Below are 24,247 nucleotides of genomic sequence, written 5' to 3'. Positions count from 1 at the left end.
ATACGCACGTGGAACGGGGAATGTTCCGGTTTGGCAAGCCTTTCCGCCTTACGAATTATTTGTTCATAGTACAGCGGTTCTCGATATCCGCCACGATGGAGTCGGCGTAGCTGAGATCTGACTTCACGATGGCGCCAAAGTAGGGGTGCCGGTAGAGATCGGTAAAATCGCGCATGAGATCGCACCAGTCTTCCAGCACAATGAACTCGTTGCTCCTGAGATGGTACGAGCTGATGCGCGGTTCAAGGAATGCCAGAGCCCATTGATTGACGCGCTCAATATCCGCGGGACTGAAATCCTGCGTATCGTTGCGCTTTGCTCGTGCTACTAGGTCCGCAAGCTCTTGCTCCGATGCAACCGCCAGATGCGCCTGACTGATTAACCCTGCAAGAGATAACTGATGCGCAATCTGAATCGCCTCGCGGTTTTGTTGCAGTTCAAATACCACAAGCACCATACCCGCTACCACGGCAAGGTTGGTAATGATGGTGATTAGCCGTTCAAGTTTCATTGGTATTCTTGGATGTTATTCTGGGTAGCACGGGTTAACGGTCCTGTGGAACAAGAGCGGTTAAATGTGAAAGAGCGCCATCGATATCTGGGAATAATGTTAAATCACGGATGTTCATTGTTTCCAGCTTAAGCTTCAAAACTCCATGTAATTCGGTGGGAATGCGAAGCTTTATCACACTAAAACGATACCAAAGATTACCAAGCTCATTAACATCAGTTGGAACGCTCCTTTCTGTGGTTTCAACTTTATACATATCTAGCGAAGTAAAAAGATTAAATTCAAAATCGTACCTGACATTGAAAGGGATTAGAAAAGCTCCCTGCTGAAAATCCATTCGCCGAGAGAGCCAAAAAGGTTCCACAACAGCAACTCCTGGCTTATCGACAAACCCTCTCATTGCAGCGTCAAGCGTTAAAGTAAAATTTAGGTCATTAAAAGGATCATTCTGAGCTTTTAATGTTTCAATTGTGGGAATTTCAAACTTCTTCTGTAAATCATTTGGAAAAGGCCAGCGAATATAATCACCATAAGTAGCAGTAGTAGTTGGTGAAGAACGCAACCAAGCCTGATTTGCTCCACGACTCCATTCCCAGAAAGAGTGCTCTATTTTGGCACGAGAAAAAATCCAAACAGCCACATCATCATTTGGCTTTGCATCTCGAAGAGCAAAATAACAAGCGATCCAAAGTGATCTAGTAACATCAAGCAACCGGGTTGGAACTCCTCGATGTCTAAGCAACGCTAGCCATGACAATCGATCATCATTGTTTGGCAATTGAGTGAGAAACTCATGGAATCGGCGTTGCGATTGGCAAAGCACATCATATTCGTGTATCTCTAAACCCGATTCTTTAACCACAAATTCAGGCCGATTTCGCTCAAGCGGTGTCAATAATCCCCATGAGTAATTGCTTTGTCCGCGGTAAAGTGGTTTTGGAGTTCCTGTATCGAATCGGTGCGCAAGCCGGTATAAATCATCAATTGAGCTAAGTGTCAGGTATTGAATGAATTGTTCTTCTGGTTCTCGAGGTATAGTTGACGGAGGGAAGCGCTCCAAAAAATCTTTAACCCGAATATCAGTTATCGGTAGCAAGATTGTTTTAAGTGACGATTGCGAAGGTTCAGAAAAAAAGCGTTCCGGTATCGCATTGATTAATTGTGTGCATTCTTTATCTAGAAAAGTACACCAGTATCGATCTACTTGATTCCAATGTTTAAGATCGGAATTCTCTTTTTTCTCATTCCCAGAAGTTTCTGCCATATCAATGCGGTTTCAATCAAGAGCATAAAATTTGCTGAATCACAACACAGAGCTGGGTTACGGAACGAAAATATTGCAATCACTCCGTAAATTTTCTTCCAACACACCCTTTCACACCTTGAAGCGCCGCAGGCAATTGCTCCGGTTGCGTACCCTCGGCCTGCGCCATGTCCGGCTGTTCATCGCCTTTGCTACCAACTGGCTGCGCGACGCAGTTGACCTGTTCTCGGGTTTTGATTTTGTTGTTTTAACAGTTCCATCACGCAAACATTAACCTGCCTTTAGGTTCCGGGATCGTTCTACCCAGTTCGCGGGCGGTTTCTAGCCACTGTTCGATGACGGTTTTTACATTGGCGACAGCTAGTTCGTAGGTTTCTCCATCTGCCATGCAACCGGGTAATTCCGGAACTTCGGCGATAAAAGCATGATCGTCTTCGCTCCAGTAAATGATTAATTCGTATTTAATCAATGTCGTATTCTCCCATGCGATATTTCGTCAATAAAATTCTAACCTGTTTGACTTGATACGGCTTCGCTTTACTGTTTTTCGGTTGCAAATTAATAATTTCTTCAATATTTTGGCGAGTAAAAATGTGATGGCTTCCTTTTATTCGCTCAGTGAACCCTAATCGGATCAATAATTGGCAAAGTTCGGAAAATGCAATGTCGGTGTCAGCACTGCCCATCAGAACTTTCATTCTGAGTTTTGAATACTTTCCCATTTTAATTATCCAAATTCAGCTAATTATCTATCACAACGATTGCGATACGGAGCCAGCGAGGTAGGTTGGGCTGCCGAAGAAAGCCCAACATCAAACGGTGTTAAAACAAAAGTATCTCATTGTGATGAACGATAAAGGTTGGGCTTCCCTTTGTCAGCCCAACCTACAAACCGAACCACAATACGGAACCAGGTTGCGGAACGAGAATATTGCGATCACTCCGTAAATTTTCTTCCAATCCAATCTTTCACACCCCCAAGCGCCACAAGCAGATGCTCCGGTTGCGTACCCCCCGCTTGCGCCATGTCCGGCCGTCCGCCGCCTTTGCCACCGACTTGCTGGGCGACGAAGTTGACCAGTTCTCCGGCTTTGATTTTGCTGGTGAGGTCGGCGCTGACGCCGGCGATTAGCGTGACTTTGCCATCTGCTACCGTGCTGAGCACAATCGCGCAGGATTTCAGTGTGTCTTTGAGTTGATCGAGCGTTTCGCGTAGCGTTTTGGCGTCGGCGTTTTCCAGGTTGGCGGCCAAGACTTTCACGCCATTAACATCCTGTGCTTGCGATGCCAGATCGGCGCCTTGCGAGCTGGCCATTTTGGTTTTCAGGCGCGCCAGTTCTTTTTCGGTTTGCCGCACGTTGTCGATGATCTGGGCGATTTTTTGCGTGACTTCCTGCGGGTTGGCTTTGAGCGTGTGGGCGATTTCGAGCAATTGCGCTTCGCGTTGCTGTACGTAATCGATCGCGCCTTTGCCAGTGACTGCTTCAACGCGGCGGATACCGGCGGCAACACCGGATTCAGCGACGATTTTGAACAGGCCGATTTGACCGACTTGCGGCACGTGCGTGCCACCGCAGAGTTCGGTGGAGAATTCACCCATGCCGATGACGCGCACGACATCTGTGTATTTTTCGCCGAATAGCGCCATCGCGCCGCGTTTGATCGCGTCATCGTATGGCATTGTGGCGACTTCCACGACAGTGTTGTTGCGGACTTGCTCGTTGACCAGACGCTCGGTTTCGCGGATTTCGTCGGCACTCATCGGTGCGTTGTGCGAAAAATCGAAGCGTAATCGGCTGGGGTCGACCAGCGAGCCTTTTTGCGTGACGTGCGTGCCGAGTACTTTACGCAGCGCGGCGTGCAGCAGATGCGTGGCGGAGTGATTGTTGGCGGTGCTGACGCGGGTTTGCGGATTGACGCGCGCTTGCACGTTATCCCGGATTACCAACCGGCCGCTGCGCAGCAAGCCTTTGTGGCCGAACACACCGGCCTGGATTTTTTGCGTATCGGTGACTTCGAAAGTGCCGTTGGCGGCGAGCAATTCGCCACTATCACCGGCCTGCCCGCCGGATTCGGCGTAGAACGGCGTTTGATCGAGCACCACCACGGCTTCGTCACCGGCTTCGACGAAATCGACCGCGCTGCCTTGTTTGTAGATCGCCAATACCTGCCCTTCGTGCTGCAATGTGTCGTAACCGTAGAACGTGGTTTGGCTGCCGGTGTATTCGATGCCTTCTTGCATGGTGAATTTGTTCGCGGCGCGCGCTTGTTCGCGCTGACGCGCCATGGCTTGTTCAAAACCGGCTTGATCAACCGTGATGCCGCGTTCGCGGGCAATGTCGGCGGTCAAATCAATCGGGAAACCGAACGTATCGTACAGCCGGAATGCGGTTTCACCGTCGAGCACTTTGATTTTCTGGCTGAGTGCGGTTTCCAGAATTTGCATACCGTTTTCCAGCGTTTCGGCGAAGCGCTCTTCTTCTTGCAGCAATACGGCAGCGACGCGCTTTTTAGCGGCGGTCAGTTCCGGATACGCTTGCCCCATCACTTGACTCAAATCTTCCACGAGTTGATGAAAGAAGGGTTGTTTTTGTCCTAATTTGTAACCGTGCCGGATGGCGCGGCGGATGATGCGGCGCAGCACGTAACCACGGCCTTCACTGCCGGGGATGACGCCATCGGTGATCAAAAACGAACACGCGCGGATATGATCGGCGATGACTTTGAGCGAATTGTCGGCGAGATTGCCGGTGCCGGTTGCCCGTGCCGCCGCTTTAATCAGGCTTTGAAACAAATCGATGTCGTAATTACTGTGCACATGCTGCATGACGGCGGAAATGCGCTCCAGTCCCATGCCGGTATCGACCGACGGTTTCGGCAACGGGTGCAATGTTCCAGCGCTATCGCGGTTGTACTGCATGAACACCAAATTCCAGATCTCGATGTAGCGGTCGCCATCGGCGTCAGGAGAACCGGGTGGGCCGCCTGCCACGTCCGGGCCGTGGTCGTAAAAAATCTCGGAACAAGGGCCGCACGGGCCGGTATCGCCCATTTGCCAGAAATTGTCCGCAGTGGCGATGCGCACTACGCGGGACGGTTCGACGCCGACTTCGTTCAACCAGATATCGGCGGCTTCGTCGTCTTCGGCGTAAACCGTGACCCATAATTTATCGCGCGGGATACTGAGCGTGCCGGTCAGAAAATCCCAGGCAAACAAAATGGCGTTGCGCTTGAAATAATCGCCGAAGCTGAAGTTGCCGAGCATTTCAAAGAAGGTGTGATGCCGTGCGGTGTAACCGACATTCTCCAGATCGTTATGCTTGCCACCGGCGCGTACACAGCGTTGCGAACTGACGGCGCGAACGTAAGGGCGTTTGTCCTGACCGAGGAACACATCCTTAAATTGCACCATGCCCGCGTTGGTAAATAACAAGGTCGGATCATTGCCCGGCACCAGCGGGCTGGAGGCTACGATGGTATGACCGTGCGATTCAAAGAATTCGAGAAATTTTTGTCGTATTTCGCTGCTTTTCATATTTTTTGTTGCTGCTCGTAACGTTCTAGTTCAGTCACTGTTAAACCCAGCGCATCGCCCTTGACGATGGCCAAGCTTTTGACTTTGGCGCGGATGGTGATTTCTTCATTCATTTTAGGGAGATCGAGTTCGGTGAGTACGGTAATTTCGCCGCTACTGTCTTCCAGTACGTAGGATTTTAGATTGACCAGCGGCAAACGCGTGGGGTTTTTCGGGATGCCTTTTAATTTGACTTCCTTGCCGTCAAAATTAACCGGTGCTGTGTTGATTTCATGGATCGGTGTAATTTCACCGGCGCGCGCTGGGTAGCTGATGGTCAGAATTGCCATTAACATCATGGGAAGAAGCCATTTTTTCATATGCTTTCCTCGTCAGCTTTCGCTAGGACTTGCTGTATTGTTTCCATGGAAAAACCTCTATTCATCATAAATCGTATTTGTTTGCCGCGCTCTTCGCGCGTTCCGGGCGGGTGATCGTATTTCTTCCGCCAGATGTTCAGTGCGGCTTCCAGCTCAGTTTCTTTGAGCGACGGCAGGATACCGTCAATCAGATGGCTGTCGATTCCCTTGGTTTTTAGTTCATGGACGATGCGCTGGCTGCCGAAGCGGGAACGGCGGGTGCGTGCGACTTGCTCGACCATCCGCCGCTCGGAAAGAAAACCCTGCTGTTCCAATTTATCCAATACTTCCGTCAGTTTTTCCGTTTCACCGGAATCACCCGGCGCGGAAAGTTTCTGCTCCAATTCCCGGCGTGAATATTCGCGTCGCGCCAGATAACGCAGTGCGCGTATTTCTATCGGAGAGCGCGTATCCATACCGGTTATTTTTCTTTCTCGGCTTTGTCTTTACCAGCGCTTTCCTTGATCGGTTTTGTATGATCCGGAACGCCGACGATAGCTCTGATTTTTTGTTCGATTTCTTGCGCTATATCTTTGTGTTCTTTCAGATAATCGCGCACATTGTCTTTGCCTTGGCCGATTTTCTCGCCTTTGTATGCATACCAGGCGCCGGATTTGTCGATCAGCTTATGCAATACGCCCAGTTCGATGATTTCGCTTTCGCGCGAAATGCCTTCGCCGTAGAGAATATCGAAGTCTGCTTGTTTGAACGGCGGTGCTATCTTATTTTTGACGACTTTTACGCGGGTTTCATTACCGATGGTTTCCTCGCCTTTTTTGATCGAGCCGGTACGGCGGATATCCAAACGCACGGAAGCATAAAATTTCAGCGCATTACCGCCGGTCGTCGTTTCCGGGTTGCCGAACATGACGCCGATTTTCATGCGGATCTGATTGATGAAAATCACCATGGTATTGCTACGCTTGATGTTCGCGGTCAGTTTGCGCAATGCTTGCGACATCAGGCGCGCCTGCAATCCCATTTGCGGATCGCCCATATCGCCTTCGATTTCCGCGCGCGGCGTGAGCGCGGCCACGGAATCCACCACAATGATGTCGACCGAGCCGGAACGCACCAGCATGTCGGCGATTTCCAAGGCTTGTTCACCGTTATCCGGTTGCGAAATCAACAGTTCCTTGACGTTGACGCCGATTTTTTGCGCGTATTGCGGATCGAGCGCATGTTCCGCGTCAATAAAAGCGGCGGTTCCGCCCAATTTTTGCATTTCCGCGATGACTTGCAGGGTCAGCGTGGTTTTGCCGGATGATTCAGGTCCGTAAATCTCGATGATCCGTCCACGCGGCAATCCGCCGACACCCAGTGCGATATCGAGTCCTAACGAACCGGTAGAAACAACTTGTATGTCATAGGCGACATCGTTGGCGCCCAGCCGCATGATGGAACCTTTGCCAAATTGTTTTTCGATCTGGGCTAGCGCGGCGTCAAGCGCCTTACTTCTGTTTTCATCCATGATTTTTCCTGTTAAAAGACAATCAAATTATCGCATAACCTGTATTGCGCCGACGTAACTTGTGATGAAGTTGTTGGGTTGGGTCAAAAATTAGCATAGTAAAAAACTCGAGTATCCGGCTTGCCTGCGATATAATTGCATAATGTCGTTGAAGTGGCAGACATAAATGCGTCACCGCTTTCAGTAAATTTTAATTGGTAACAGAGGGAGAATAGCTATCCGAGTCATTTTATTAGGCGGTCCTGGTGCCGGAAAAGGTACTCAGGCCAATTATATTAAGGAACATTTTGGTGTTCCGCAAATTTCTACCGGCGATATGCTGCGTAGCGCTGTGAAAGCAGGAACGGAATTGGGCGTCATGGCAAAAAAAATAATGGATGCCGGCGGATTGGTTTCAGACGACATTATCATCAATCTAGTCAAGGAACGTATCACACAACCCGACTGTTCAGGCGGTTTCCTGTTTGACGGTTTTCCGCGTACGATTCCGCAAGCCGACGCCATGAAGGCGGCCGGTGTGCCCATTGATTTCGTCGTTGAAATTGATGTTGACGATGCGGAAATTGTGAAGCGTATGTCGGGCCGCAGAGTGCATCCCGCATCCGGGCGGACTTATCATGTGGATTTTAATCCACCCAAAACGCATGACCGGGATGATGTGACGGGCGAGCCGTTGATACAACGTGATGACGATAAGGAAGAAACTGTCCGGAAACGTTTGCAGGTCTATCATGAGCAAACTGAACCATTGGTTGAGTACTATTCAAAATGGTCGGCACATGGCGGGAAAGATGCGCCCCGCTATATCAAAGTAGCTGGTATAGGCACGGTTGAAGAGATACGTGATTCGATTTTCGCAGCATTGAAATAAGTTTTAGCCAGCCTCTTTTTTGATTCACAGAATGGATTCAAGACTCGGGATGCGGCAAGCCGCGCCTGAGTTTTTGTGCGTACAGATTCAGTAGAATGAAATAGCTTGCTTACGATTTGATTAATCAGGAGAAAAATATGGCAATTAAAAATGCATTTTATGCCCAATCCGGTGGCGTTACCGCAGTCATTAACGCTTCCGCTGCGGGTGTTCTGGAAACGGCGCGGCAGCATACCGATAAAATCGGCAATGTGTACGCAGGCCGCAATGGAATTATCGGTGCGCTGACCGAAGATTTGATTGACACCAATGCCGATTCGGCGGCGGCGATTGCTGCACTGCGTTACACCCCATCGGGTGCTTTTGGTTCCTGCCGCTATAAATTAAAAAGCCTGGAACAAAACCGCCGCGAATATGAGCGCTTGATCGAGGTTTTTAAGGCGCATAATATCGGCTACTTTTTTTACAACGGCGGTGGCGATTCTGCCGATACCTGTCTTAAAGTTTCACAGTTATCCAGCACGCTGGGTTATCCGATTCAGGCGATTCATGTGCCTAAAACCGTTGATAACGATTTGCCGATCACGGATTGTTGCCCGGGTTTTGGTTCGGTGGCTAAATATATCGCGGTATCCACCCGTGAGGCCAGCTTTGACGTAGCCAGTATGGCCAAGACCTCCACCAAAGTTTTTGTGCTGGAAGTCATGGGACGGCATGCAGGCTGGATTGCAGCGGCTGGCGGTTTGGCTTCAAGCCCGGATTGCGAGATTCCCATTGTCATTCTGTTTCCGGAAGTTACTTTCGATAAAGAAAAGTTTCTCGCCAAGGTGGACCGGTATGTTAAGGAATATGGCTACTGTTCGGTCGTGGTGTCGGAAGGTGTCAAGGGTAGCGACGGCAATTTCCTATCCGATCAGGGACTGCGCGATGCGTTTGGTCATGCGCAACTCGGTGGTGTTGCACCGGTAGTCGCGAATATCATCAAAGACGGTCTGGGCCTGAAATACCATTGGGGCGTTGCCGATTATCTGCAGCGCGCAGCGCGTCACATCGCTTCTAAAACTGACGTTGAGCAAGCCTATGCAATGGGTAAAGCTGCGGTGGAATACGCCATAGCCGGACACAATTCGGTAATGCCGACGATTGTCCGCGAATCCAGTTCACCGTATAAATGGTCGGTCGGCATGGCGCAGCTTTCCAGCGTGGCCAATGTTGAGAAAATGATGCCGGCTGATTTTATTAGTGAAGATGGTTTTGGCATCAGCCCAGCCTGCCGTGAATATTTGGCACCGTTGATCGAAGGGGAAGATTATCCGCCGTACAAAAATGGTTTGCCGGATTATGTGCGGCTGAAGAATGTTGCGGTTGCTAAGAAATTGGGTGAATTCAAATTATAATGTTAGGGTATCAAGCAATTTGATCAGTGTTGTAATGAAGTCATACACCACTGATTTGGTTGTTAAGTAATCGTATATTCAAAAAAATTTGATGCATTCAAGTAGTAAGTACAGATAAAATACGTCCTGATTTTTTATTCAAGACAAGTGGTTAAGAGTGCGGGATTAATTAGATCAGAATTTCGCATGCAATTTTTATGGTCTGACTTTAATTGGAGTTCTCTATGGCTAGTGGTTTCGTTATCGCAATTTTTAGTGCGATTGTAGCCCTGATATTCAGTGGTATATGGATTAAGGGTATTTTTGATCAATCTACAGGCAACCAGCGGATGCAGGAAATTGCCAAAGCGATTCAAGAAGGTGCCTCCGCATATCTGAAGCGTCAATATATGACGATCGGTATGGTGGGTGCAGTTTTGTTTTTTGCGCTTTGGATCGCGTTAGGTTGGGATACGGCGATAGGTTTCGCTTTAGGCGCTATTCTCTCCGGTGCTGCGGGCTTCCTGGGAATGACAGTATCGGTTCAGTCGAATGTCCGTACTGCTCAGGCTGCGAGCGTTGGATTGAACGAAGCGCTGGCGATTGCTTTCCGTGGCGGTGCGGTAACTGGAATGCTGGTTGTTGGTCTAGGCTTGCTGGGTGTAGCCGGATACTGCGCGATGTTGTTTAACGGCGCTGGACCTGATCAAGCCGTCAGCGATGTCATCAAGCCACTGGTTGGTTTTGCATTTGGCGGATCGCTGATTTCTATTTTTGCCCGTTTGGGTGGCGGTATTTTCACCAAAGGTGCGGACGTTGGCGCGGATCTGGTGGGTAAAGTCGAAGCCGGTATTCCGGAAGATGATCCTCGCAATCCAGCCGTTATTGCCGACAACGTGGGCGACAACGTAGGCGATTGTGCCGGGATGGCTGCCGATCTGTTCGAAACCTATGCCGTTACGATCATCGCTACGATGATACTGGGCGCGCTGCTGTTTACAGCCAACGCGCTCGATGCGGTAATTTATCCGCTGATGCTGGGCGCGGTTTCTATCGTTGCATCGATTATCGGTTGTTACTATGTCAAGATGCGTGAAGGCGGTAAGATTATGAATGCGCTGTACCGCGGATTGGCAGTTGCTGGCGGTATTGCATTATTTGCTTATCTTCCTGTTACCGTTTGGTTCATGAGCGGTATGACACTTGATGTCGACGGCACGGAAATAGCAGGTGGTATGCTGGTGATGCGAGTATTCCTGGCGGCAGCGATCGGATTGGTATTGACGGGACTGATGGTTGTCATCACCGAATACTACACATCGACCGATTTTAAGCCGGTTCAACATGTTGCCGAAGCATCAACGACTGGTCATGCAACTAACATCATTGCCGGTTTGGGTGTTTCAATGCGCGCAACCGCAGCACCGGTTCTTGCTGTATGTATCAGTATTCTGCTGGCTTATGCACTGGCGGGCTTATACGGTATCGCGATCGCTGCAACCTCAATGTTATCGATGACCGGTATCATCGTTGCGCTGGATGCATACGGCCCGATCACCGATAACGCGGGTGGTATTGCGGAAATGTCGGAAATGCCGGATTCAGTCCGTGCCATTACCGATCCATTGGATGCTGTTGGTAACACAACTAAAGCAGTGACCAAAGGTTATGCGATCGGTTCAGCAGGACTGGCAGCGTTGGTGTTGTTTGCCGATTATACGCATGCGCTGGAACATGCCGGACACGCGATCACCTTCGACTTATCCAATCACATGGTGATTATTGGCCTGTTTATCGGTGGTATGATTCCTTACTTATTCGGTGCGATGTCGATGGAAGCTGTCGGACGCGCTGCCGGATCGGTAGTGATTGAAGTGCGCCGTCAGTTCAAGGAAATCCCCGGCATCATGGAAGGTACCGCTAAACCGGATTACTCCCGTGCAGTGGATATGCTGACCAAAGCCGCGATCAAGGAAATGATGATTCCTTCACTGTTACCAGTACTGATTCCGCTGTTAGTCGGTGTGATTCTCGGACCGCAAGCACTGGGTGGCGTATTGATGGGTTCCATCGTAACCGGCTTGTTCGTGGCCATTTCCATGACCACCGGCGGCGGTGCTTGGGATAACGCGAAGAAATATATCGAAGATGGTCATTTCGGTGGCAAAGGTAGCGAAGCTCATAAAGCATCCGTGACAGGCGATACCGTGGGCGATCCTTATAAAGATACCGCGGGTCCTGCAATCAATCCATTGATTAAGATTATTAACATTGTGGCATTGCTGATAATTCCACTGCTGTAATAACCGTAATCAAGTAACAACTTGAAAAGCACACCAGTAAACTGGTGTGCTTTTTTTATGACTCAATTCCCCCATCAGTTAAGAAAACTCCGGCTGGAAAACAGCAGCAACGGACTTACAGAAGTTGCGCTTTCTTGAGTAATGCCTTTAAAAATCAATAGCTTTTTCTGAAAATAATCGCGCTTAGTTAAGAAAGATCAGCGCACAGTGATTTTTCCCACAGTCTGAATTCCTCGCGGTCACTATCATTGCGTCAACACAGTTCTTGTGCTGGTGTAATTACACAGGGGCGATTTTTATTTCTATTACCCATGACGATTCCCGTTTAAAGGAGAGAATTCAAATGAAACGCACTTTACCCAAATCGACTGATATGGAGCCAATCGCATTGGTCGGAATTGGTTGCCGTTTTCCTGGCGGAATAAGCGATACAAAAAGTTTCTGGGAGTTACTGGTCAGCAAAAAAGACGGTATTGTTGAAATTCCGGCTGAGCGTTGGAATTTACAGCGCTTCTACGATCCGGAGCCAAATAAACCTGGAAAAATTTATGTGCGGCAAGGCGGCTTCCTGCAACAACGCGTTGATGCATTTGATGCGTTGTTTTTTGGCATTGCTCCACGCGAGGCGGAATGTATGGATCCGCAGCAGCGCTTACTGTTGGAGACAAGCTGGGAAGCACTGGAAGACGCCGGTATACCGCCGGATTCTTTAGCGGGCAGCAATACCGGTGTATTCATTGGTGCATTTACTCTAGACCATCAATTGACCCAGATGGGAAGCGGGAACAGGAATTTGATTGGGGCGCATACCGCAATCGGATCCACCGCTGAACGTATTGTTATTCATTGTTTTAGTAAGTTCTATGCAGATTGTTTTGGCACGTGACAATACTCAGGTAAGGGGCAATTTCTCCAATCAACAAGTTCAATCTCCGAAAGATCCCTCGGAAACGATTCCTCCTAGACCGCGAACCGAAGCGGCTATTCAGGCTAATAATTTTTTCTGGTTTGCTTTCAACAATGGACGGTATGACCTAATTGATCAAGTTCTGAAGGCATTGGTTGGCGCTTATCTCAATGATCCAGGTGATGCGCTTACGGCTGGATTTATCGGCACCACGCATCTTTGGCGTTTGTCGGAACAATCCAGGCTCGCAGAGATTCCGGCTACCATCACGGACAGTATCGTTTTGGGCCGGAAATATTTGAAAAGAAGTGTTGATTTATATCCCAATGCGATTCTTCTAGGGCAACTCGGCGCATTGACCATGGCGGAGGGGCAAATTGATGCCAATGATGTGTTAAGTAAAGATGGGTTGAGCAAATTAATGCGTTCGGTAAAAGATTGGCCGGAATTTAATTTATTTACTCCCGGCTATTTGTTTAGCAGAATGCTGCCGCCGGAAGACGAAAATTATCAAAGGGGATTGGAAATGTGGTGGGAAGATTACGAGATCTGCGTAGGGGAAAAAGTCGACCGCAGTAACCCTGACTTTACGCCATTTCTATCACGTGAAGTCCATACGGGAAGAAAAAGAGTCTGCTGGAATAATGAAAAAGCCCCTCACAATCTGGAAGGCTGGTTCATGAACATGGGGGATATGTTAGTGAAAGCTGGCGACTGGAATACCGCCAAGAAGATTTATGCAAATGCCCGCGTGATTCCAAGCTACTCAACATGGAAGTTTAAAGGTGAACTTGAGGAGCGGATTAATGATGTGCAGTTGAATATAAACCGCTTTAATGCCGCACCTGATGGTTCAAATGGTGAATATAAACCGGTTATGTCCGCTTCACCCTATGCTTGCGCGGTTTGTCACCAGAAGTGAGTGGTAGACGGCGAGGATTAGATTTGTTGTGAGTTTTTTTATTATTGACTGACTGATTAAATTTTTTATCGGTCAGTCAATAAAACGAGACGGCTACCATGATCATGTTGGTGGCCGTTTTATTTATTGGAACGTCAGGATTAGGTGGCTAGGTAATCCCCCCAAAAATTGAACGAGCAAAGCAGTAGAATTTTCTATCCTAGACGAAGAGGAATTTTACTGATGAAGAAGCAGCGATTTACGGAAAGCCAGATCATGCAGATATTGAAGCAAGCTGAAGGAGGAATTCCTGTGGCTGATTTATGCCGGGAACATGGAATGAGTACTGCAAGTTTTTATAAATGGCGCAGCAAGTATGGTGGGATGGATGCTGCCTTACTATCTGAAATGAAGGCGATGGTTGAGGAAAACAAACGGTTAAAGCGGATGTATGCGGAAAGCCAGATGCAGAATGAGCTATTGAAGGAGGCACTTGGAAAAAAGTGGTAAAGCCCTCACAGCGCAAAGTAATGGCACAATGGGCAGTACAGGATAAATCCGTTAGTATCGTTTTGGCCTGTACAACATTTGGCATTTCTGAGACCTGCTATCGTTATCGTCCGGCGCTCAACGATGAGAACGAAGAAATCGCCGATTGGTTACTACGCCTGACGACTTGTCACAAGCGTTGGGGCTTTGGCTTATGCTTTCTTTATTTGCGTAATGTGAAGGGTTTTGGATGGAATCACAAACGTGTGTATCGTATTTACCGTGAGCTGGAATTGAATTTACGAATTAAGCCACGCAAGCGATTAAAGCGGGAGAAGCCGGAGCCGCTAGCTGTGCCAGAACGGCCCAATGACACATGGTCGATGGACTTCATGGCTGATCAACTCACCAATGGCCGGTCTTTTCGAACCTTCAATGTGCTGGATGACTTCAACCGTGAAGGGTTGGGAATCGAAGTGGACGTATCGCTTCCATCAGAACGCGTTACGCGCGCTCTGGACCGGATTATCGAATGGCGCGGCAAACCCAGGAAGATTCGTTGTGATAACGGGCCGGAGAATATCAGTGGCACGCTTTGTTGTTGGGCAGAAACTCGAGGTATTCAGCTCGATTACATCCAGCCAGGAAAGCCACAGCAAAATGCCTACGTGGAACGCTATAACAGGACCGTCCGGCATGAATGGTTGGAGATGAATGAATTTGCAACCATTGAAGAGGCCCAACTCACTGCGACACAGTGGTTATGGATTTATAATAATGAACGTCCAAGTATGGCACTTGGAGGTATCACGCCAGCAATGAAGTTGGCAGAAGCTTTTAAATTAAAACTCTCTACTGCATGCTCCTGTTAAAAATGGGGGGATTAGGGCTACAGTAACGTATCTCTGCTTTAAAAAGTTAGAAAGCCTGAACCACTATATCTAAAAACTGCCACGCACTTCACTCACCATTTTTGCCAACCTGGCCACATCGAGCACATGTACGCCCTGTCGGCCTTGACATTTAATTATTTTGTCCTTAGTGAGATCAGAGAATTCTCTCGATACCGATTCACGCGTTGTACTAACCAAGTTGGCGATATCGGAACGGATCACGGGAGAAATAAATGCCTCATTAGGCGATATCATATGATTCTCAGCCAAGCGAAGTAATTCAGCTTGTATACGATTATTGAGTGTCAGCGAACTGAATTCATATACACGTTTAGTCAACCGACGGACTTGTCCTGTTAAGTGTTTAAACATTGCTTCAGCAATTTGCGGGTGTTTGTACAGCAAATTTTGGAAAGCTGTTGCAGGCATTGATGCCAACAAGGTAGCTGACTTTGTTACTGCTGTTGCAGATCGAGCATGACCGTCGATTGCGGAAAGCTCACCAAATATCTCACCTGTCGGCAGATCACATAAGATGACCTCATTACCTGATAACGCATGATACTTGATACGAATTCCACCTTGAGTGATGAAAAAGACGCTGTTAGTACTATCGTGATATCTCACGATATCCTCGCTTTCTTCGTGTAGATGCCATAGACAAGCTTCGGCAATAACCCTTAAATTTTCTGTCGATAGTCCTTGAAATACTTTGATGACTGCCAACAGTATGCTGCCGCGTTCAGGTGGGATCATAGGGATTAAGCTGTGATTGAATTTCTAAATAATCTTTCAAGTTTACCGATTGGAAAAAACGAGTGAATACACTGCAATTTTGATTTAGATTGATCTGCTCCTGCAGCATCTAGTGAAACAGCTCACAAAAATGGAGAGGGATCGGTTTGAGCTCCATAGAGGCACTGGAAAGATTTGCAGGAAAAAATTTGTATTACTCGAATCCTGCAAATCAGAATAGTGTCGATTATCCCAAAATAAGACTTTTTTCATTAATCTTAATACTTTGGATCATAGCAATGACAGTGTTTAGTTATATATTTTCCACTAATTGCAAAACCTCCATATACTCCCATTTTATTGCAGGTATTGCCAGGTGGAGTGATGCCCGGATGGATATAGATATCTTCAATACTCGCGCAAGGAATTTCAGCAACAAAAGCTAACAAATGACGATCAATCCGCTTACTTATTCCAGTTTCTATTTGCTTATCATTTGCTGATAATTCTACTTGTTCATCACTTACTGATGGATCCTCGCTTAAATCTATCATTATTTTACTACCGTCTTGATTAATAGTTGATAAGTAAGGAGATATTTCAAATTTATCAAAATTATTCTCGGTAAGTATTTTCTCAAGTTTTTTGGATGGAAACTTAATAGATTGCCAATTTTCATTTGAAGCTTGATTTGCCGTACGCACTAGATAAAGTACTAAAGCAAACGTCAAAGCAAATGTCAAAGCAGCAGTTAAAAGATTTAGAAATACAATTTGATAAGGCTTCATAATCACTCCCTCTAAAAATTAAAAGTAATGTTAGCTAAAAATGTTCTTTCAGGAAAATAACGAGATACTCGAAATTCGTTTACTTGGAAATTGAAGTTTCTATAAATAAATTCTTGATCAAGGAGATTTCTCACCTCAAAATTAATTATCCCCCTACGTTTAGGCAAGCGATAGCCAATAGATGTATCCAGCATAAAAAAATCATGTGTACCCGCTGTTAGCTGATGATTCATTGGCCGTTTTAGATTTTGTAATACATAAGTACCTGTTAATGTGGTTAACAATCCATTGTTGTGAAAATAGCTAACGCTTACAGGTAAATTCATATTTACTATACGATATGGATCCTCGTTATTTGGTAAATCACTTTCTTGACGACGACTATATTTTTCTAACTGCGGCTCTCCCTTAATGCTCCAATTCTTTTGTGGAAGCCAATAAATATAGGTACGAAATAGCTCTTCTCGTTGTTTATGAGGATTTCCAGGAAGTTCAAGATTACGAACTGATGCCTCTATTCCGGCATAAATATTTTGGGATAGGATCGTATCTAGTCCAATGCCTTGTCGTCTGCTTTTCGTACCATTAACATCATCAAATAATTGATTAAAACCGGCCACTTGAGTTGGTTCCACCGTTTGATTTGCAATAAATGTGGACTTAACTGTTTCAAACCACGCGGCACGCAAACGTAGATAGTCTGTAACATCTACTTGTACCCCAAGTTTAGGATTAAATTTACTTTTCATGTGATCTGTTTCTTCTTTATAAGCTTCATAGCTGAAGCCGAGAAGTACATTGATTTTTTCCAAGAAAGTATAATTTGTATAAATATAACCCTTATTTTTCTCACTTATGGTAGGAGGATCCGGATATGCGCGACCGGAAACAGTTTGATTCTTAAAGTCAACTCGATAGGTACTAAAGCCAGTTATCGAATTAAAATTATTTCTCTGAAATAGATGCTGTACCTCCGCCACATAACCAGTTCCTTTTGATTTAGTGATGACTGGTTCAGGATCAATAACATTGTCTTTTCGCTCGGTATAAAGGAATGAAGCAATGATGTTCTGTTGTGGAGACAATTCGTAGCGCATTCCTACACGCGCTGAATCTTGGTTAATTATTTGTTTGAATTCTTTGCGGAAATTATCTAGATCACAGGGCTGTGTTTCAAGTTCACAGGGCTTTGTTTCACGTTTATATTGACCATCCAGAATTAAATCACCGTGCTGTGTTTCACGTTTACGCAACTCAACTTGCACGTTAAATTTTGAAGTAAAGGCATGTTGTATAAACGCATTATAAATATTATGATTCTGACCATAATTCGGACGAAACCCATTGGTCTCATAATGAAACTGCCCTAAGCTAATGGAGGTGCGTTCATAAAGCTTGGAAAGTACAAGTTCATTTCCCAATGTGCCTTGGTTTCCGACTAATCCCGAAGCAACTATTTGCGACTTATTTCGTTCCATTAGTGGTGTAAATTCATTGAATCCACTGATTGAGGGGCCTGTACTGGTGATGATATTAAGGTCTGCAACTGCTAGATGCGGCTGTACTGGATTAACGTTAATCGGTTGCAGAAGTTGTGCTTGGAGTAATTCACTTACTCGAGCTATTTCATGCCCGGTTTTATTAGTATAAATGTCTGAGAGAAACCGGTGCGCCGAATGATTTGCGGGATCGAAGCTCAATGATTTGGCCGTTTCCATAATGGCACGCCGTTCAAACCCCAGATTCTCGAAGATCCGTGCCAAGCTGGAGCCGCGCGCCGCTTCGTCACGATCCAGCAGAAATTGGGAGCGGTATACTGCGCGGTTATTGTTCAGTTCAATCGATTTTTGAATGTCTTTTAATGCCTCTACCGGGCGATTCTGCGTTTGTTTTTGAATCGCATCATAGAACCAAGGTGTTGGATCCTTGGGGTCACGTTCCTTGGCGAGATCGAATTGTGTGCTGGCAAGCGGATAGCGTTTTTCTTCAAAATAAGCTTTACCCAGGTAACTGCGGATCAGTGAGTTCGCCGGATCCAGACTAGCAGCAATCTCCAGTTCTATCCGGCCTGCTTCCAGGTCTCCCTCACGGATCAAGGCAAGTCCCAACCCAAGCCGTGGCATGGGATCGGCCTGATCCAATGCAATGGCGCGGTGGAAAATATCTTTGGCGGTTTGGGTATCGATTTGCAGCAGATGCGCAAAACCTAATACCGCTTGAGTTTTTGCCAGACCGGGATTTAAACTTACGGCAAGTTTTGCGGCATCCAATGCGCGTTCCAGGTAACCCACGGACATCTGCAATTCGGCTAAGCGTGCCCAGATCAGTGCGTTCTGAGCATCGGATGCCAGTGCTTTTTGCACACTCTCCAATGCCGCATCAATCTCAAAATGCGCTTGCTGTGTATATGAAAGCGCTAAATATCCTGCAGCCGATCTTGGGTCGAGCGTGACTGCCTTGCTCGCGAGTTCGAGTGCTGGGTCTTTTTCATTCTGAACCAGGGCAATGATGGCCAGCAGGGCGTGTGCGTTACTACTATCAGGTTCAAGTTGCAGGGCTTGCTGGATGACTTCCTTGGCTTCATCAGCCTGTCCGACAGTCAATAAATGACTTGCCTGACGGACCAAGGCGCTGGAACCAGCTTCACCACCCTGCCAATAATTTAGGATGACAGGATAATACAATGCCCACTGTACGGCATCGGCCGGACGGATGATGATTTCTTTACGTGGTGCCTGTCCTTTGTATGTGACGGCTGCTTCATGATCATGAAGCAATAAGCTTCCCAGCTCATTGCTGACCGATACTTTGCCTTCATACACGACAACTTCTGTATTGTCTTCCCTAAGACCCACAACGAATTCTGTGCCTTCCACACTGGCATTGACGAAGGGGGTTCTTATTTTAAAGGGCTGAGGCGTGCGCGTAATGATGTGGATCGCACCTTCGAATAAGTCCAGCAGGGAGGTGCCTCTTTCTTCTTGAACTACTGGAAATGTGATGCTGGTTTTTTGATCAAGCCGCAGCATGCTGTTATTGCTTAAACGCAGCGCCGCTCGGCTTTGCGACCGGGCGCGAATCATATCTCCGGCGCAAAGAATTACTTCCATCCCCGCTTGCTGCCAGACATTCTCTTGAGTCCGACGTATTTCGATCATACCCTGCATCGATACCAATCGCGCTACTTCCGGCTTGCACGTTGGTGCCGCATGTGCCTGGGTGATATACGTCATCCAGCAGGTCACTGTAAAAATAGTGAGTATCAGCGCAGAGAATTTTCTCTGATGTGAGTAGATTGCGACTGCCCAACATATTTTCATTATCGATCTTTCGCTATCAGCTCAATTGTTGAGCATTGATTTGCAATTCTGTATCAGAAATAACAAGATATTGAAGACTTGTCATGCATTTTCTCATTATACTGAATCGATGGCCTTATAACCAGTAAGGTGAAAATTTTAATCAAAGAGGCATGTTCTTGTCTGTGACTTTTCTCACAGACAATCGCTGAGCTCTGTGATTGTTTTCAACAAGCAACAAAGAAGTACCAACTAAGATATAGGTGCCTTGATCAAGGCCGAAGGTAGAGAAATTGAGATGGATTTTTGTTTGAGTGCCATTCTTCCAATGGCGATATTGGGTTGCTAATGATTGTAAAATCACAGCTATTTTGTTGTGAATCCTGAGCCTGCATGTTGGACTAAAATTATAGGCTTTAGGCTCTCACACTTAACAACCGGTCCAGTTTTATGCTGCTAATTCAATAAGTCCTGCATGGTTGTTTGTCAGTAAGCCAAATAACTATGCAGGAGTTTTGTAACCCCAAAGCCGTACTTTATTTTGGAATTGCTCATTGATAGTGACGTACAAGAAAATAAGCTTCTATTTGCACCAGCATTTCGATTCTACGTATGCTGTACCGTCAACATAAGTACCGGAGCAATCCGAAGGAGGCTGACCTGGTCTGCATCGACCTGCATTTGCATCGCCACTACCACTGACAATCTGCAATAGCAAATTCTGTACTTTTTTGTCATCCTTAAACTCACTTGGGTTATGTATCGTGCCAGGAGTAATTAATTCAAATGTCTTCTTGCCTGTACCTTCATCTTTTTTAACTACAAAAATATAACTAGTATCCTTGGCAACCGGGAGAAGAAAATCCTCCTTTCCAAGTTCCTCAATTTCTATATTTTTCGGTATGCTTTTTTCGGACAAGAGCAGTGTATCGGGGGAAATTTTGATTCTTATCAGTTTTTCCACCACAAAAATAGAAAAAATCGTGATGACACAAAATACAAATAAAGCGCTCATTTCTTTCTTTGAATATCTCATTTTTGCTCCATTTAAAAGTTCAAAGTTAATCGTATAAAAAAAGTACGGCTAGGGGTATAGCGGGGTGCTATTGGTTCAGATACATAAAATTGCGAGTTTCTGAAATAAAAATTTTCGTCGAAAATATTTTTTACTTCAAAACTAAGCAATCCTCTTCGAGCAGGTAATCTATAGCCAGCTACTGCATCTAATAAGAAAAAACTATTCGATCCTTCACTTTTGCCAATCCTTGGATTGATAAAGTTAATATTATGTCTTTCAATATCTTGGCTGACAACTGTTCCTATGATGCTTGAGAATAGCCCATTCGAGTTAAAATATTTGATACTGACGGGCGCGCTGAGTGTTTGGATTTTATTGGGATCATTACCAAGACGAATAAAATTTTTATCACGTGTAAATTTCTCGTATTGAAATTCACTGGTGATGGACCAATTTGAATTAAGGGTCATATAGAGATAAGAACGATAGATTTGTTCTTTTTGATGATCAGAAAGATGCGCATCAAGTACTGGCACATCGAGATCCCGGATGGAAGCCTCTATTCCTCCGTAAACATTATCCAAGATACGAGTATCCAAACCCGCGCCTTTGCGTCGTGATTGTGTGCCACTTGCATCATCAAAGAATTGATTAAAGCCAGCCACTTGTGTGGGCTCAATGGTTTGTTGTGAAATTAAATCGGTTTTTACTGTTTCAAACCAAGCCAGACGGAGCCGTGTATCTTCTAAAATATTCCACTGGAGTCCAAACTTTGGATCGATTTCATTTACTTTTAAGAAATGTGGATCGAATAAACCAATAGTATTCTGAGAAGTTTTGAAGACGTTATAGTTGAATCCCAAAGTAGCTATGATATTTTTGGATAAATGCCAATGAGAGTATAGATAGACATTGCTTCGTTCATTTATCCGGTCTTTTTCAAAAACACCGGATCGCCTCAAGTTGTCGGTTATATCAGAGTCTACTCTGGAATATCCCCCTCCCATTACCAAATTGAATATACTCTCGCGAAATAAGTATTGCGCTTCAACCTGATAGCTATTATTCTGAGTTTGCCTGGAGGTTCTATCAGGATTTTTGGTATCTATGCTGCTATTGGCATACAGCGCAGATACAATCAGATCTTGATTTGAAGAAATAGAGTATCGTGCACCTACGCGTGCTGAATATTCATTTAACTTTCTTTGCGTGTTTTCGGAAAACTTCTTCGGATTAAAATCCATTTCAATATCGCCATGTTCCTTCTCACGTCTTCGAACCTCTGCTTGGATATTAAGCTTGGATGTTAAAGCATGCTGAATAAACGCATTGTAGATGTTATGGTTCTGGGCGTTATTGGGCCGGAACCCATTGGTCTCATAATGAAATTGCCCTAAGCTGATGGAAGTGCGTTCATAAAGCTTGGAAAGTACTACTTCATTCCCCAGTATGCCTTGATTGCCAGCAATGCCTGAAGCAACTACTTGAGACTTATTGCGTTCCATCAGAGGTGCAAATTCATTAAAGCCCGCGGCGGATGGCCTTGTGCCGGTAATAATATTGAGATCGGCCACCGCCATATGCGGTTGCACCGGGTTAACGTTAATCGGCTGGAGCAGTTGCGCCTGCAACAACTCACTGACCCGAGCGATCTCATGCCGTGGGGTATTCGCATAGGTATCCGATAAGAACCGGTGCGCCGAATGATTTGCGGGATCAAAGCTCAATGATTTGGCCGTTTCCATGATGGCACGCCGTTCAAACCCCAGATTTTCGAAGATCCGCGCTAAGCTCGAGCCGCGCGCTGCTTCGTCTCGATCCAGCAGAAACTTGGAACGGTATACTGCGCGGTTATTGTTCAGTTCAATCGATTTTTGGATGTCTTTTAATGCTTCTACCGGACGATTCTGCGTTTGTTTCTGAATCGCATCATAGAACCACGGTGTTGGGTCCTTGGGGTCACGTTCCTTGGCGAGATTGAATTGCGTGCTGGCAAGCGGATAGCGTTTTTCTTCAAAGTAAGCTTTACCCAGGTAGCTGCGGATCAGCGAATTTGCTGGATCCAGACTGGCGGCAATTTCCAGTTCTATCCGGCCTGCTTCCAGTTCACCTTCGCGGATCAGGGCAAGTCCCAATCCAAGCCGCGGCATGGGGTCGGCTTGATCCAATGCAATGGCGCGATGGAAAATATCTTTTGCGGTCTGAGTATCGATTTGCAGCAGATGCGCAAAACCCAGTACCGCTTGAGTTTTTGCCAGACCGGGATTTAAACTTACGGCAAGTTTTGCGGCATCTAATGCGCGTTCCAGGTAACCCACGGACATCTGCAATTCGGCTAATCGCGCCCAGATCAGTGCGTTCTGAGCATCGGATGCCAGTGCTTTTTGCACACTCTCCAGTGCCGCATCAATCTCAAAATGTGCTTGCTGTGTATAAGAAAGCGCTAAATATCCTGCAGCCGATCCTGGGTCGAGAGTGACCGCCTTGCTCGCGAGCTCCAGTGCGGGGTCTTTTTCATTCTGAACCAGAGCAATGATGGCCAGCAGGGCGTGTGCGTTACTATTGTTAGGTTCAAGTTGCAGGGCTTGCTGGATGACTCCCTTGGCTTCATCAGCTTGACCGACAGTCAATAAATGGCTTGCTTGACGGACCAAAGCACTGGAACCCGCTTCACTACCCTGCCAATAATCTAGGATGCCGGGGTAATACAGTGCCCACTGCACGGCATCGGTCGGCCGGATGATGATTTCTTTACGTGGTGCTTGCCCCTTGTATGTGACAGCTGCTTCATGATCATGAAGCAGCAAGCTTCCCAGTTCATTACTGACCGATACTTTGCCTTCATACACGACAACTTCTGCATTGTCTTCCTTAAGACCGACAAGAAATTCTGTCCCTTCAACACTGCCGTTAACAAACGGTGTTCTTATCTTGAATGGTCTGGGAGTTCGGGTAATGATGTGGATTGCACCTTCGAATAAGTCTAGCAGCGAGGCGCCTAGTTCTTCTTGAATCTCTGGAAATGTAATACTGGTTTTTTGATCCAACCGCAGCATGCTGTTATTGCTTAAACGCAGCGCCGCGCGGCTTTGCGATCGGGCGCGGATCATGTCACCGGCGCAGAGAGCTACTTCCATCCCCGCTTGTTGCCAAACATTCTCTTGAGTCCGGCGTATTTCAATCGTGCCTTGTATCGATACTACTCGTGCCACTTCCGATTTGCACGTCGGCGCCGATCGAGCCTCTCTTGTGGACCCGAAAAAAAGAATCAGCACGGAAAGCACAATGAACATTATTGCAATTACCTTTTTAAGCCCTGGGTAAAATAACGCTGTTCGATGTATTTCCATGATTGGTTTTTTATTGGTATTTCGCAGTGAAATGCTTAACAAACTATAGTGTTACTTGTGATCAAAAATTATGAGGACTGTGATTCTGATGCATAACAGATTTAATAGAGATTGAATCAGGTTACAAGCTTGTTGTAT

20 protein-coding genes are annotated in these 24,247 nt (G+C 46.4%); 7 read left to right on the top strand and 13 right to left on the bottom strand.

What is annotated here, in order from left to right; all coding sequences use genetic code 11:
* Positions 1 to 55 precede the first annotated feature (55 nt).
* Together R2103_RS13685 and R2103_RS13680 are read right to left on the bottom strand one after the other, a co-directional pair.
* On the bottom strand, positions 56 to 511 hold the full coding sequence (locus R2103_RS13685; RefSeq protein ID WP_317531923.1) for a hypothetical protein: 456 nt from the start codon (positions 509 to 511) through the stop codon (positions 56 to 58).
* 34 nt (positions 512 to 545) lie between these two features.
* The gene (locus R2103_RS13680; RefSeq protein WP_317531922.1) at positions 546 to 1,775 is read right to left on the bottom strand and encodes an FRG domain-containing protein; all 1,230 of its coding nucleotides are present in this window, start codon (positions 1,773 to 1,775) and stop codon (positions 546 to 548) included.
* A 31-nt stretch (positions 1,776 to 1,806) separates the two neighbouring features.
* On the opposite strand from R2103_RS13680, the gene R2103_RS13675 reads away from it, so the two are divergent.
* Positions 1,807 to 2,049 carry a hypothetical protein gene (locus tag R2103_RS13675; RefSeq protein WP_317531921.1) on the top strand — a complete coding sequence of 81 codons (243 nt, stop codon included), beginning with the start codon at positions 1,807 to 1,809 and terminating at the stop codon, positions 2,047 to 2,049.
* Here R2103_RS13675 and R2103_RS13670 read toward each other — a convergent pair.
* The 6 genes from R2103_RS13670 to recA all read right to left on the bottom strand — a co-directional run bounded on the left by R2103_RS13670 (position 2,035) and on the right by recA (position 7,179).
* Positions 2,035 to 2,244 (bottom strand): type II toxin-antitoxin system HicB family antitoxin, encoded by a 210-nt coding sequence (locus R2103_RS13670; RefSeq protein WP_317531920.1) that lies wholly within the window; start codon positions 2,242 to 2,244, stop codon positions 2,035 to 2,037. The genes R2103_RS13675 and R2103_RS13670 overlap by 15 nt on opposite strands.
* Positions 2,237 to 2,497: a type II toxin-antitoxin system HicA family toxin gene (locus tag R2103_RS13665; protein ID WP_317531919.1), complete on the bottom strand. Its 261-nt coding sequence runs from the start codon at positions 2,495 to 2,497 to the stop codon at positions 2,237 to 2,239. Before R2103_RS13665 ends, R2103_RS13670 begins: the two co-directional genes overlap by 8 nt.
* A 215-nt stretch (positions 2,498 to 2,712) precedes the next feature.
* On the bottom strand, positions 2,713 to 5,310 hold the full coding sequence (gene alaS, locus R2103_RS13660) for an alanine--tRNA ligase (RefSeq protein WP_317531918.1): 2,598 nt from the start codon (positions 5,308 to 5,310) through the stop codon (positions 2,713 to 2,715).
* Positions 5,307 to 5,669 carry a hypothetical protein gene (locus R2103_RS13655; protein WP_317531917.1) on the bottom strand — a complete coding sequence of 121 codons (363 nt, stop codon included), beginning with the start codon at positions 5,667 to 5,669 and terminating at the stop codon, positions 5,307 to 5,309. The genes alaS and R2103_RS13655 overlap by 4 nt, the downstream gene beginning before the upstream one ends.
* The gene (gene recX / locus R2103_RS13650; protein WP_317531916.1) at positions 5,666 to 6,124 is read right to left on the bottom strand and encodes a recombination regulator RecX; all 459 of its coding nucleotides are present in this window, start codon (positions 6,122 to 6,124) and stop codon (positions 5,666 to 5,668) included. Before recX ends, R2103_RS13655 begins: the two co-directional genes overlap by 4 nt.
* Before the next feature lie 5 nt (positions 6,125 to 6,129).
* Positions 6,130 to 7,179 carry a recombinase RecA gene (gene recA, locus R2103_RS13645; protein ID WP_317531915.1) on the bottom strand — a complete coding sequence of 350 codons (1,050 nt, stop codon included), beginning with the start codon at positions 7,177 to 7,179 and terminating at the stop codon, positions 6,130 to 6,132.
* A gap of 217 nt (positions 7,180 to 7,396) precedes the next feature.
* Here recA and adk point away from each other — a divergent pair, with 217 nt between their 5' ends.
* The 6 genes from adk to R2103_RS13615 all read left to right on the top strand — a co-directional run bounded on the left by adk (position 7,397) and on the right by R2103_RS13615 (position 14,898).
* Complete coding sequence (gene adk / locus R2103_RS13640) at positions 7,397 to 8,050, top strand: adenylate kinase (RefSeq protein ID WP_317532106.1); 654 nt, start codon at positions 7,397 to 7,399, stop codon at positions 8,048 to 8,050.
* A gap of 137 nt (positions 8,051 to 8,187) precedes the next feature.
* Positions 8,188 to 9,447: a 6-phosphofructokinase gene (locus R2103_RS13635; protein ID WP_132426896.1), complete on the top strand. Its 1,260-nt coding sequence runs from the start codon at positions 8,188 to 8,190 to the stop codon at positions 9,445 to 9,447.
* A gap of 224 nt (positions 9,448 to 9,671) precedes the next feature.
* Positions 9,672 to 11,729 carry a sodium-translocating pyrophosphatase gene (locus tag R2103_RS13630; RefSeq protein ID WP_317531914.1) on the top strand — a complete coding sequence of 686 codons (2,058 nt, stop codon included), beginning with the start codon at positions 9,672 to 9,674 and terminating at the stop codon, positions 11,727 to 11,729.
* Between the two features lie 343 nt (positions 11,730 to 12,072).
* Positions 12,073 to 12,615 carry a polyketide synthase gene (locus tag R2103_RS13625; protein ID WP_317531913.1) on the top strand — a complete coding sequence of 181 codons (543 nt, stop codon included), beginning with the start codon at positions 12,073 to 12,075 and terminating at the stop codon, positions 12,613 to 12,615.
* Positions 12,605 to 13,558 (top strand): hypothetical protein, encoded by a 954-nt coding sequence (locus R2103_RS13620; protein WP_317531912.1) that lies wholly within the window; start codon positions 12,605 to 12,607, stop codon positions 13,556 to 13,558. The genes R2103_RS13625 and R2103_RS13620 overlap by 11 nt, the downstream gene beginning before the upstream one ends.
* Positions 13,559 to 13,780: 222 nt before the next feature.
* A protein-coding gene (locus tag R2103_RS13615; protein WP_411172635.1) for an IS3 family transposase occupies positions 13,781 to 14,898 on the top strand; the annotation gives its coding sequence in 2 pieces (ribosomal slippage) (positions 13,781 to 14,042 and positions 14,042 to 14,898; 1,119 coding nt in all).
* 69 nt (positions 14,899 to 14,967) lie between these two features.
* Here R2103_RS13615 and R2103_RS13610 read toward each other — a convergent pair.
* From R2103_RS13610 to R2103_RS13590, 5 genes are all read right to left on the bottom strand, one after another.
* On the bottom strand, positions 14,968 to 15,675 hold the full coding sequence (locus R2103_RS13610; RefSeq protein ID WP_317531910.1) for a Crp/Fnr family transcriptional regulator: 708 nt from the start codon (positions 15,673 to 15,675) through the stop codon (positions 14,968 to 14,970).
* Positions 15,676 to 15,932: 257 nt separating this feature from the next.
* The gene (locus tag R2103_RS13605) at positions 15,933 to 16,442 is read right to left on the bottom strand and encodes a hypothetical protein (RefSeq protein WP_317531909.1); all 510 of its coding nucleotides are present in this window, start codon (positions 16,440 to 16,442) and stop codon (positions 15,933 to 15,935) included.
* A gap of 11 nt (positions 16,443 to 16,453) precedes the next feature.
* Complete coding sequence (locus R2103_RS13600) at positions 16,454 to 19,675, bottom strand: TonB-dependent receptor domain-containing protein (protein WP_317531908.1); 3,222 nt, start codon at positions 19,673 to 19,675, stop codon at positions 16,454 to 16,456.
* A gap of 649 nt (positions 19,676 to 20,324) precedes the next feature.
* Positions 20,325 to 20,777 (bottom strand): hypothetical protein, encoded by a 453-nt coding sequence (locus R2103_RS13595; RefSeq protein WP_317531907.1) that lies wholly within the window; start codon positions 20,775 to 20,777, stop codon positions 20,325 to 20,327.
* 11 nt (positions 20,778 to 20,788) lie between these two features.
* Positions 20,789 to 23,971, bottom strand: a complete 3,183-nt coding sequence (locus R2103_RS13590) for a tetratricopeptide repeat protein (RefSeq protein ID WP_317531906.1) — start codon at positions 23,969 to 23,971, stop codon at positions 20,789 to 20,791.
* Between the last annotated feature and the right edge of the window lie 276 nt (positions 23,972 to 24,247).

It is taken from the genome of Nitrosomonas sp. Is24 (assembly GCF_033063335.1).
Classification (GTDB): domain Bacteria; phylum Pseudomonadota; class Gammaproteobacteria; order Burkholderiales; family Nitrosomonadaceae; genus Nitrosomonas.
Note: the sequence above shows the minus strand (reverse complement) of the source record. Positions and strands in the feature narration are given on the sequence as shown.